The sequence below is a fragment of the Pedobacter sp. FW305-3-2-15-E-R2A2 genome (assembly GCF_038446955.1).
Lineage (GTDB): Bacteria > Bacteroidota > Bacteroidia > Sphingobacteriales > Sphingobacteriaceae > Pedobacter.
Genome location: NZ_CP151803.1, coordinates 1276362 through 1288592 on the forward strand (window position 1 = coordinate 1276362; position 12231 = coordinate 1288592).

9 protein-coding genes are annotated in these 12231 nt (G+C 43.2%); 8 read left to right on the forward strand and 1 reads right to left on the reverse strand.

From position 1 onward, the window contains the following. Window positions 1–5: 5 nt before the first annotated feature. From AAFF35_RS05295 to AAFF35_RS05310, 4 genes are read left to right on the forward strand one after another with little or no spacing between them, the layout of a single operon-like run. On the forward strand, window positions 6–1214 hold the full coding sequence (locus tag AAFF35_RS05295) for a nucleotide disphospho-sugar-binding domain-containing protein (RefSeq protein ID WP_342331363.1): 1209 nt from the start codon (window positions 6–8) through the stop codon (window positions 1212–1214). 5 nt (window positions 1215–1219) lie between these two features. Continuing rightward, on the forward strand, window positions 1220–2473 hold the full coding sequence (locus AAFF35_RS05300; RefSeq protein WP_342331364.1) for a condensation domain-containing protein: 1254 nt from the start codon (window positions 1220–1222) through the stop codon (window positions 2471–2473). After that, window positions 2470–3741, forward strand: coding sequence for a condensation domain-containing protein (locus AAFF35_RS05305; RefSeq protein WP_342331365.1), 1272 nt, complete (start codon window positions 2470–2472; stop codon window positions 3739–3741). The genes AAFF35_RS05300 and AAFF35_RS05305 overlap by 4 nt, the downstream gene beginning before the upstream one ends. A 1-nt stretch (window position 3742) precedes the next feature. Then, window positions 3743–4240 (forward strand): hypothetical protein, encoded by a 498-nt coding sequence (locus AAFF35_RS05310; RefSeq protein ID WP_342331367.1) that lies wholly within the window; start codon window positions 3743–3745, stop codon window positions 4238–4240. Here the strand turns inward: AAFF35_RS05310 and AAFF35_RS05315 are convergent. Continuing rightward, a complete protein-coding gene (locus AAFF35_RS05315) occupies window positions 4212–5123 on the reverse strand; it encodes a response regulator (RefSeq protein ID WP_342331368.1) in 912 nt (303 codons plus the stop codon). The genes AAFF35_RS05310 and AAFF35_RS05315 overlap by 29 nt on opposite strands. Window positions 5124–5443: 320 nt before the next feature. Here AAFF35_RS05315 and AAFF35_RS05320 point away from each other — a divergent pair, with 320 nt between their 5' ends. The 4 genes from AAFF35_RS05320 to AAFF35_RS05335 all read left to right on the forward strand — a co-directional run bounded on the left by AAFF35_RS05320 (window position 5444) and on the right by AAFF35_RS05335 (window position 12231). Next, complete coding sequence (locus AAFF35_RS05320) at window positions 5444–6013, forward strand: RNA polymerase sigma-70 factor (protein ID WP_342331369.1); 570 nt, start codon at window positions 5444–5446, stop codon at window positions 6011–6013. A gap of 74 nt (window positions 6014–6087) precedes the next feature. Continuing rightward, entirely contained in the window at window positions 6088–7221 is a 1134-nt protein-coding gene (locus AAFF35_RS05325; protein WP_342331370.1) for a FecR family protein, read from the forward strand. A gap of 287 nt (window positions 7222–7508) precedes the next feature. Beyond that, complete coding sequence (locus AAFF35_RS05330) at window positions 7509–10832, forward strand: TonB-dependent receptor (protein ID WP_342331371.1); 3324 nt, start codon at window positions 7509–7511, stop codon at window positions 10830–10832. A gap of 10 nt (window positions 10833–10842) precedes the next feature. Then, window positions 10843–12231, forward strand: a complete 1389-nt coding sequence (locus AAFF35_RS05335) for a RagB/SusD family nutrient uptake outer membrane protein (protein WP_342331372.1) — start codon at window positions 10843–10845, stop codon at window positions 12229–12231.

Sequence of the window (12231 nt, forward strand, 5' to 3'; positions counted from 1 at the left end):
AAGAAATGATGTCAAAGTTTTTATTCGTTGTACCGCCGTTTTTTGGTCATATCAGTCCTACGCTAAGCATTGGTGCCAGTTTAATTGCCCGTGGGCATGAGGTAAAGTGGCTCGGCGTGATCCCTGTTGATACAAAACATATCCCTGAAGGTGGAGCATATATATACCCTGAAGCAGACCTGGCAGAATACCAGGAAGAACTTCAACAGATCCTGAAACGCCAGGATGATGGTCCTGCCTGTTCAGGTCCTGAAGTGATGAAACTTGCGCTGGAAGAAACCTATGTTCCGATTGCCAGGATCATGATGAAAGGTTTGGGAAGGTTTGTAGATACCTGGCAACCGGATGTGATCGTAAATGATTGCATCACTTTTGCCGGAGCGCTACTGGCCCATATCAGGGGCATTCCCAGTGTCACCACTACGCCTGTACCTCCCGATGTGATGGGAGATACCGCGAACAGCGCCCCTAAAATATTTGAATGGCAGGAAAACCTGGTAAAAGGTTTACAGCGGGAGTTTAAGGTATATGGAGATGATATTGTGATCCATTCCCGCAAGCTGAACCTGGTTTTTACGTCTCCGGAATTTGCCGGAATTGAAAATCCTGAACCACACATGAAGTTCGTTGGTCCCGTTAAAGGAAGGCCAAACCACGCTGCCTTTGATTGGGAACGACTGGAAAAAGCGACAACACCAAAGGTGTTTGTTTCTTTGGGAACCTTACTGGTCGACATCAGGGCGGCTTTCTTTCAGAAACTGATCGATGCTTTTGCCGATGCCCCGGTGACGATTGTGGCGGCAACAAACCCGGATATCTTCGAGAAATGGCCGGATAACTTTATCGTCAACGGATTTGTTCCTCAGGCAGAACTGATGCCGATGATGGATATGGTGATTTGTCATGGTGGATTCAATACGGTGAACGACACGTTCATGAATGGATTGCCTATGCTGATCACACCGATTGCCTACGATCATTTTCATACGGCTAAGCTCATTGAAAATGCAGGTTGCGGCATCAAGATCCGTTATAAACGACTCCGCATTGAAGACCTTAAAAATGCCGTGTTTGAACTGCTGGAAAATCCTCAGTACAGAAACGCAGCATTGCGGATTAAAGAAACTTTTATTGCTGCCGGAGGAAATGATAAAGCAGTTCAGCTGCTGGAAGAATTTGCGGCTACGGAACAGGAATTGGTGGCCCTCAGCTGATCGGTATGAGAAGGAAATTGCTATTTGCTGAAAGGATGCTCCATGGAAATGGAACGCTGCCTTTTAATGCCGTCATTCCGATAAAAATCAAAGGAACTTTTTCGGAGTCAGGCCTGCAGCATGCTTTAAGGAAACTTCAGGAGAAACATCCTTTACTGAATGCAGCGGTAGAAAATGATCCGCAGGGCATGCCCTGGTTTGTGGTAGAGGAAGGAACTGTTGGCCCGATTCCGATCCGCATTACAGAAAGAGCAGGAGATCAGGATTGGGAAAGCGAATCGATGCAGGAATGGTCCAGGGCATTTGACACCGCTAAAGGACCTTTAATGCGGGTGGTTTGGATTAAGGGAGCCGAAGTTTCGGAAATGATTCTGGTGATTCACCATTGCCTTTGTGATGGCGGTTCAGCAATGGCAATTCTGGCGGAATTACTACTCCTGCTGGATGATGGTACGGTAGATATCGGCAAAGAAGAGCCGATTATGGGCATACAGGACATTATCCCCGCAGAGATTTTGAAAAGCAGGGCAAAAATCATCAAGGCGAAGCTGATTGGCGGAGTGGCGACCTTTGCACTCTGGATCGTTCCGCTGAAAAAACACCTGGTAGAACGGAAGAAAGATTACATGTTGCACTGGAAGCTGGAAAAGGAACTCAGCGACCGTCTGATGCTCAAATGTAAAGCTGAAAAGGTAACAGTGAATACGGTGCTTTGTGCGGCGGTATTACAAGCCTTTCAGGAGGTCAGAAAAACAGGTTTTCACAATAAGATTTCTTGTCCGGTAGACATCCGCAGGTTTGCACCAAGAATCAAAAGGGATCATATCTTTGCTTTCGGATTGATGTTCGTGGTCTCCGCAGATCAGCAGCTGGATTTCTTTGGCAATGCCAGGAAGATGCAGGAAGATATAGACCGGAAAACGGCTAAATTGGATGCCTATGAAACCATCATGATGATGGAAGAATCCCATGCTTCCTTAAACAGGTTTACGGAGTTTTTAAAATATGGGAAATCAAGTAATGACTGTATGTTCTCCAACCTCGGGAAAATAGACATCGTACATCAATACCAAAACTTTGAACTCGAAACGATCTTCAGTCCTTCCGTGATTGGGCCTTTAGGCAATACCACGACACTGGTGACCTCCACTTACCGCGGACAGATGGATTTTACCTTCATTGCCAGCGAAGGGTTTATTCCTTATAAGGAAGCCCTCGGGATACAACAGAAACTAATGGAAATCATCAACCAACTATGAGAAGAAGACTGATCATTGGCGAAAGAATTATGTATGTAGATGCAGAAACACCCCTTAACTGTGTTTTTGTAGTTAAAATAAAGGGCACTATTCTCTTAGAGAACCTGCGGATTGCCCTGGCAAAAATCCAGCAAAAGCATCCCTTGTTGCGTACCCGGATAAAGGAAGATGATGCCGGTGTGCCCCATTTTGTCTCGAGCAATAACCTTTCGGCAATTCCGCTAAGAATGGTAGAAAGACTCGGTGAAGCGGATTGGCAGGAGCAGTCTAAAGTAGAATGGAAAACACTGTTTGAAGGAGAATCGCTGCCCCTGGCGAGATTGGTCTGGATTAAGGGAACGGAATGCTCTGAACTGTTGCTTGTCTGTCCGCATTGTATCTGCGATGGGACCGGCTTTGTGGCATTGATGTCGGAAATGCTCCAGCTATTGGATCACCCCGAGCAGGAATTGATTCCTTACCCGCCTTTTAATTCAATTGAGGAATTGCTTTCTTCTTCATTTACAAGCAGCACTGGCAAGGTTTTAAAAACGAAGGTTTTTGCAGTTTTAGCCAGGTTATTCTTTCTGCTGAAGTCGTCAAAGCACAAACATCCGAAAGGCGAGGGATATCTGTTGAACTGGAAGCTGACGGAGCTGGAAACTTTAACCCTGGCAGGCGCCTGTAAAGACGCAGGAGTGACGGTGCATGCAGCGCTATGTGTCGCTTTTATGGAAGCCTTTCAATTGGTAAGAGGCGCAAAAGCACAAGGAAAGGTGATTTGTCCGGTAGATGTGCGGCATTTTGTGGAAGAGATTAAGAAAGATGCCCTGTTTGCCTTTGCACCCATCGCAGAGCTTGCGCTGCCCAAAGATAAGGGCAAGGATTTCTGGGCGAAAGCAACGGAGTTAAAAACAGCGTTGAAAAATAAGATTGCTGCCATGAAAGTACATGAGCTCCTGGTGATGAGTGAGTATTTTCATGGTTCTGTAAATAAGATGCTGAAACACCTGAAAACAACAGATGGTGGGCATGACATTACGCTTTCCAACATGGGAAGGCTCAGAATTGCGGAGCATTACGATTCCTTTGAGGTGGAAACCTTATACAGTCCCAATGTTGGTTTTCCATGGAGGAATGCAAATACCCTGGTGGTCAGTACTTTTAAAAAGAGAATGGATTTCACTTTTCTCTCCAACGATTCCTTTTTGCCGGAAGAGGAGGCAAAGGCAATCAGAGATCAGGCAATGGAATTGTTGAAGGCAGAGATGATGGTTAGTTATGCTTAATATGAAAACACAGGGCGATGCGATATTGAAAAAGTTTGTACAGAAGAAGCTGTTGCTTTATATCGTTCCTAACGTTATTTTCAATACGGTAATCCCTTACCTCACCCTTCGTAACCTGGGGCCGGTTTATTTGTTTCAGGGCGAGTATTGCTTTGCCCGTTTTTTATTGCCGATGGCCTTGTTTCTGCCCTTTATCATCACTTTTGATATGTTAAGGAAGACCATTATCCTGTCGGAAGAAGGGAGAGCAGGTTTTGTGCTGCCCGATCATTTCAGCAAGAATAAGTTCATGTTTAAAATGGCCGGGCAGAACGGATTCGCCTCTTTGGTAGTGCTGCTGCTGATGATGCTTTGTGTTCATTTGAATGTGCCTAAAGGTTATGGTTTTGATGCCGCTTCGCTTTCTTTGATCCTCGGGGCAGTAGCGGGAACACTGACGATTATTTCGACCCTATGGCCGATAAAAAAGGTTAAGGAGTTGAGTGCTGTTCATCAATGATTTTTTTAAATTCTTCGACCTTATTGTCAGATTGAATCAGCCTGAGAAATTCGACATTTGATAAAAATAATACTTTATTGGAATTACCTGATTCACTCATGGCTTCCAGGTAAGTTGTCTTTGCAAAACCACCTGTAGTTGCAATGATGCCAAGTTCGGATAGACCGTTGGAGTTTTTTAACTTGGTGTTAAAAATGATAAAGTCATTCTTTCCAATATGATAACCTGGTTTATTTTTGCATTCAATAAGGATATACTTTCCGAACTTATTTAGGAATGAGTCTTTTGTCTCGTTTCGGATGGATAAGTCTAATTCATTTCTGGAAAAGTCGATCTTTCTTTTTTGAATATCTCTATATCCCAGAAAGCCAAAAAACAAGCAGATGAACCTTTCAAATAATAAGCCCTTTTTATGAAGATCTGTTTCATTCTTTGCGTCAGAATAATAATGTAGCAAGCTTGTATTTAGAACGGAAATATCCTCTGAAAGACGGCCATAATAGTTTACTATAATCGGCTCGAGGAGTTTTGCAGTGCTATAAGTTTCTACTTTTTTGGTAATAATATCTATGATTTTTCCTGTTTTTAGAACAGTCGCTAATAAGCCGTCATATATTTCTCTATCTGGAGACATCAGTAGCACATGGGCAATTGGGTTTAACTCAAATATTTTATTTATGACCTCGACTCCATTGATTCCTGGTCTATCCATTCTGATATTCAAAATCACCAATGTGCAGAACCTGTTTTCTAAAGCATAACCGATTTCCGATACAGTGCTATAGGCCTCAAATTGATACTCAGGTAAAAGATCCGTTAAATTTTTCTTTAGGGCATTATTTTGTAAATGCTGGTCATCAATTATTAATACAGTTTTTTCCATTCAACACAGTCTGTTTATTTGCAGATGGACTAATATGTATATAATTTATGTATATTTAACTATTGTGATATTTATTTATCTTATTTGATTGTTGGCTCTTGTTTCTCTTGCGGAAATATTGACGGTTATTTCGATACTATGGTCGATAAAGAAGATGAAAGGTCAGCTGTTTTAATACCTTGTTTAAATTCTGCAACGTGTTTATGGTCATCTCCTCCTGATTTGATCATGACCGCATTTCAAAAATAATTTGCTATCATTGAAAGGGGGAAATATTATTCTGGAGCATTTTGTGTCCGAGGTGCATCCGTATTCAATTAATGAAGACTTACCATACTTTTTCTGATCAGGAATTAACCGTCATGTTAAGGCAGGGCGAAAAAGGAGCGCTTACAGAAATTTACAAGCGTTATCAACCGCTTCTTTACAGTCATGCTTACCGGCGACTGCCCGATCAGGAGGAAATCAGGGACCTCATTCAGGAGCTTTTTATCACCCTTTGGGACAACCGCAATTCATTTCAACTCCATGGAAGCCTGGCTTCCTATCTGTATACTTCCGTACGCAACAGGATCTTGAACCTGTATAGAAATCAAAAAGTGCGGGATAATTATAGTCTTTCGTTAAAGAATTTTATGGAGCAGGGCAGTAATATTACAGAAGAAACACTTCGGGAAAAGGAACTTGTGCAGCTCGTAGAGCAGGAGGTTGCCGCTTTGCCCTCACAGATGCGCTTGATTTTTGAAATGAGCCGTAACCTGGAGATGAGCCATAATGAAATTGCGCTGGAGCTTGATCTAAGCCCACATACAGTACGTACCCAGGTTAGAAATGCACTTCGTATTTTGAGAGAGAAATTAGGGGTAAATATCTTTTTAATCTTTTTTTAAAAATCATCTACTCTATGAGCCGGGCTTAGGTGTCATTTGTTTATAGCCCGTAATATTTATGGGAGCACAAGTCAATGGAAAAAGCAACGGATCTACTAGATAAGTACAATTCAGGAATGGCTACGGATGAAGAAAAGGCAACCGTAGAAAGCTGGTATCTTAAATATAAGACTGCAGCTACTGACCTTAGTCAGCAGAAAATAGAGCAGGAATACCTGCTTGGGCTGGAAGCATTGACCAGTCATATGGACCGCTCTTCTTCCCTGCGGTTGTGGCCGAGGATAGTTGCTGCAGCGGCATTGTTCCTCGTTCTGAGCATTGGAGCTTTCTTTGTTTTTCGCCCTGCGCTAAAACAGGAAAGGACTTCCTATCAGCATAACGATATCGGTATTGGAGGAAACAGGGCGGTACTAACCCTTTCAAACGGACGACAGATTTCGTTAACAGATGCGGTCAATGGAACGATTGTGGAGGAATCCGGAATCAAGGTGACGAAAACCCGGGATGGCCAGCTGTTATATGTATTAAACGGTAAGCAATCCGCAGCAGAACAGATCAGCTATAATACCATCACTACTCCTAAAGGCGGACAATACCAGATTATTCTTCCCGATGGCACTAAGGTTTGGCTCAACGCGGCCTCTTCATTGGTATATCCTACCGCATTTTCTGCAGTACAGCGAAAAGTGGTCTTGAAAGGAGAAGCCTATTTCGAAGTGGCCAAACAGTTGCCCAAGAAAGTACCTTTTATTGTGCAGACCGACAGAGCTAAAGTAGAAGTGCTGGGCACGCATTTTAACGTCAATGCTTACGACAATGAGCCTTTTACCAAAACCACTTTACTCGAAGGGAAAGTAGCTGTCAGTTATCCTGAAACCAACCATGCCCTTATCTTGAGCCCCAATCAACAGGCATGGAACGATAAAAAAACAGACTTGATTCGGGTAATTACGGTAGATCCGGAATATGATATTGCCTGGAAAAAGGGCTGGTTCATGTTTAATGACGAAAGCATTGAAAGCATTATGAGAAAGATCTCCAGATGGTATGATGTAGAAGTGGTATACGAAGGGAAGATCACCGCTCATCAGGTATTTGGAGGAACAGTGAACAGGTTTGAAAATGTCTCCAAAGTACTGGAGATGCTGGAACTGACCAATGCCGTTCATTTTAAAATTGAAGGAAGAAAAATTACGGTAATGCCCTGAGACCACCAGGTATCGTAAGTTCAAATAAATATCAACAAACCATAAACAACCAACAATGAAAAAACAACTACAGGGCCAGACTTAAGCATTGCGGGTAACCTAAAGAAAGCACACCCCGATTGGCCTCGGGATGCGCCATAATTTTGAGTTAACCCCTCCGGTAATACCGGAAAAAAGTTTTAGAGAACTATTCATGTATTAACCCAAAACAAACCAAAAGTATGAAAATAAATGCTTTTAACCTTGGTATGCCCAAACTATGGCTGCCGCCTAAACTTCTTTTAGTGATGAAGTTAGTTATCATTTTAATGACTGGCCTCCTGTTACAGGTCAATGCCAGTGGATTTGCACAGCGGATTACGATCAATAAGAAAGATGCATCGCTTAAATATATCTTCAATGAAATCAGGAAACAGACTGGTTATGATGTCCTGTGGCAAACGATACAAATTCAGCAAGTCAAAAATATAGATGTTTCTTTCCGGAATGAAACACTGGAAACAGTATTGAAACAGGCGCTTGCTGCCAGTGGTTTATCTTATGCCATTAAGGATAAAACCGTTGTTATTCAAAAAACAGATAAAACATTCTTTGATCGCCTGGTTGGCTATCTTAAGGCAATAGACATTCATGGACTTGTAGTTGATGAAAAGGGACTTCCATTGCCAGGGGCGAGTGTAAAGGTCAAAGGCAGTAACAAAGTAACCAAGACCAATGGCCGCGGTGAGTTTAGCCTGGAGCAGGTGGAAGAAAACGCGGTATTGTCGGTTTCCTATTTAGGTTACCAGACTAAAGATGTCGCGGTGAAGGGCGAAAGTAACCTCAGAATTACCCTTGCTGAAAGTCAGGAGAAGCTGGAAGCAGTAGTGGTTGTCGGTTATGGAACAACGAAAAGAAAAGACCTTGTCGGCACAGTAGCCACTATTGGTGGAGATGACATGAGAAAGCAGGTGGCTACTAATTTCACACAGGCCCTGGCAGGAAGAGCTGCAGGTGTTCAGGTGAGCAGACCTAACGGGAATCCTGGTGCAGGAGCTTCAATCAGAATCAGGGGCTTGTCGACTGCAAGTGGGGTGAATGATCCTTTATTTGTGATTGATGGGATTCCGGTCCAATTGTTCAATGGGGGTGGAACAGATGCTGCGCGCTCTACGCCCGCAAATGGATTGATGGATCCATTGGCAGGGATAGATATGAATGATGTGGAGAATATAGAAGTCTTAAAAGATGCCACAGCGACTGCTATTTATGGTTCAAGGGCTGCAAACGGGGTCGTTATTGTAACGACAAAACGAGGCCGGGCAGGGGAACAGCCTGTTTTTAGTTTTAATTATGATGTTTCCATGGATCGCCAGAATAAATTTCTTGATGCGCTGTCTGGTCCGGAATATGTAAAATTCATGACCGAAACCTATGAAAAAGCTGGGGTTCCGATTGAAGCAGCGGGTTTCCCGGGTACAGCAAATACAGACTGGCAAAGGGAAGTGATCCAGAAGGGCCTGATCCAGAACCTCAATCTGAGCGTAATGGGCGCATCCAAAGATGGCAATACGAATTATGGCTTTTCGACAGGTTTAACAGATCAGAAAGGCGTGCTGATCAATACTGGTTTTAAGCGTTACTCCTTGCGTGCCAACGTAGAATCTAAATTCTTTGACCTGTTAAAAATCGGGACAAACCTGAATTATAGCCTGAGTAAGCAAACAGGTGGCTCTTCATCTATGTATACGAACTATGGAGCGGCGAACTACAGACCTGATGTCCCGGTTCGAAACCCGGATGGATCTTATGCAAATGACGGGCTTAGCGATAATCCTGTAGCAACCAGAATGGCGACTGATATTAATGAAAGTCAGCGGTTACTCGCCTCCGTATATGCGGAGCTGGAGATCATTCCGGGTTTAAAAGCGAGGTCATCCCTTTCCTATGATGTAAACCACAATGCCGGATTTTTGTATACGCCAAGCTGGCTGCTCGCCTCCATCAATGCAAATCAAAAGGGATCGAGAACGGATCGGAATTTTGAATATACGAACCGGATATTTGACAATACCCTCAGTTTTACCAAAGCTTTTGATAAACATCATATAGATGCCGTTGCAGGTGCTTCCTGGACGTTAAACAGAAGTAATTTCAGTAACGTCAGCAGCATTAACTTCCCTAACGATGATGTCCTGAACAACCTTGGTTCTGCGGGAATGGTCAATGGATACAGTAGCGGAGGGGAAAGCAGCGGACTGGAGTCCTTTTTTCTTCGTGCGAATTACAATTACGATGGAAAGTATTACCTGACGGTAAGTGGGCGTGCAGACAACTCCACCAAATTCGGACCTGAAAATCAATGGGGATATTTTCCTTCAGTGGGCTTGGCCTGGAGATTTTCTCAGGAGAACTTTATGAAAGGACTCTCCTTTATTGATGATGCAAAATTACGGCTAACCCGGGGAAAAACCGGAACCTCTGCATTTGGAAGTTTTGGCTTTTTAACCTTGTTTAATACGGGCTATTTTTACAATGGAATAAACGGACTCAGGGCAAATCCTGATGACGGACAGCCCAATCCGGACATCCGCTGGGAAGGAACGACGCAGACAGATGCTGCATTGGAACTGAGTTTCCTGAAGTCAAGGTTAAAAACTACCGTCAATTTTTATAGAAAATATACAGAGGGCATGATTACCGGGCCTAGTATTCCTTCCTCCAATGGTTACAGTTTCCAGAACAAAAACATTGGGGATGTCAGCAATCAGGGCTGGGAGTTTACTGTATCGGCTATTCCCGTAAATACGGACAAGTTTACCTGGATCTCTGATTTTAACATCAGCTTTAATAAGAACAAAGTTGAAAAAACCTATGGAACCGCATTGTATGGTACTATTCTTCTGACGGAAGGACTTCCCCTGAATGGAATCAGAGGATACCGGACAAATGGGCTTTACCAGGATCAGGGGGAAATAGATGCCTTAAATGCCAAAGCGAGGCTAGCTACAGGGAATCCAAGTGCATTTTATCAGACTGCACTGACGGCTCCCGGAGATGTCAGGTTTGTGGACCTTAATGGAGATGGAAGGATCGATACCAAAGACAGATCAATTCTGGGCTATTCTCAAAACCCAAAATATTTTGGAGGCTGGAACAATACGTTCCGATACGGACAGTTGGAATTGAGTACCCTTTTTCAGTTTGATGTGGGAAGTAAGGTGTCAAGGGAACAGAATAATGATGTTTTCGGTGGTTACTTTACCAATGTATCTTCATTGGTGCTGACCGGATGGACGCCTGAAAATCCAAATACACAGCAGCCTAGAAATGTGATCAACGGGCCTGCACAGAATGTGGATACAAATACAGACCGTTTTATTGAAGATACTTCTTTTCTGAGGTTAAAGAACGTGCAGCTGAGTTATCTTTTGAATAATGCACTGCTAAAAAAGATGCACATTCAGCAGCTACGGTTATTTGCCGGAATGACGAATTTATTTACCTGGACAAAGTATAAAGGCTTGGATCCGGAAGTGAACAGTGAAAATACATTTACAGATCATGGAAGGGACACGGCTACTTATCCAACTACTCAAAGTATAACGTTTGGTGTTAATCTTAAATTTTAAAAAGATGACGATGAAATCTATATCAATCGCTTTAAGCTGTATGCTCTTCATGGGACTGCAGGCTTGTAAATTAACAGACGTTACAGACCTTAAGCCGGAAAATAAGCTGGATGAAAGTACTGTGGTAGTCGATATTCCTTCTGCTGAGAAATTATTGGCAGGTGCCTATTATAGTTTAAGAGATGAACCTCTTGCCAATCAGACACCAATTTATGTGGGACTGATGGGGCTGAACGTAACGGCCAGCGGTACATCCAGCAATCCTTATTTCACGAACAATGTTCCTCCTAATAACACTAATTTAAACAGCTATTTATATGGCGGGCCCTATCAACTGATTCAGACGGCTAATTTTGTGATTTTGAAAACAGGGGCATTAACCAGCACAGATCCGCGGAAGGCACAGATTATTGCCGAAGCAAAGTTTCTCCGTGCAATGGGACATTTTTACATCCTTCGTCTTTTCGGTCAGTTCTGGGATATGGGCTCCAGTTACGGAATGGAAATCAAGGACATTCCGAATTCGCCTGTTGCTGCGAGGGCAAGCGTCAAAGCATCTTATGAATTTATTCTTGCAGATCTGGATGTGGCCATTCGGGATTGCCCGGAGTATAAGACGGGAGTCATGAAGGGTTATGCCACAAAACTCGCTGCAAAAGCTTTAAAGGCCAGGGTTTTATTGTATGAAAAAGAGTATGCTGCCGCCGCTGTATTGGCTAAAGAGGTGATGTCCGGTCCGGCAGTATTGTCCGCAGATTTTGTCAACCTTTTTACAAATGAAAAGTACAATTCGGATGAAGTACTTTTGGGCTCCATCACTTTTGCAAATAACAACAATATCTATTATGAAAATGGAAAATCCTATTACTGGACCTATGGGGGATTTAAATTAACGGAACGGTATACGACACTGTTAAGACAGGATACCAGAAAATCGATTATTGTGAGGACACCCAGAGATCCTGTGGATGTGTTGAAATGGCAAGGTAATGGAAAGTTCAGTACGGGTGTGGAAGGGAGTCAGAATGATACAGAATATTATTTGCGACTGGCAGAAGCCTACCTGATTTATGCAGAAGCAGAGGCAAGAAGGCCAGGAGGGAATTTAGAAGATGCACTTAAAGCATTGAATACCTTGCATATGAAACGGGGTAATCCGGAACTGACCGCCTCCGGACCGCAAGAATTACTGAGCCTGATCAGGAAAGAGAAAGAACTGGAACTGGGCGCAGAATCGGGAGAAGATTGGTATGATATTGTTCGTTATATCAAAAACGGAGACCTGCAGGCATCAGCGGTAAAGCAAAGCCTTACAGACGAGAACAAACTGATTCTTCCCATACCACAAGTGAGTGTTGACGCTTCAAATCACTTAATTAAACAGAACCCTGGATACTAA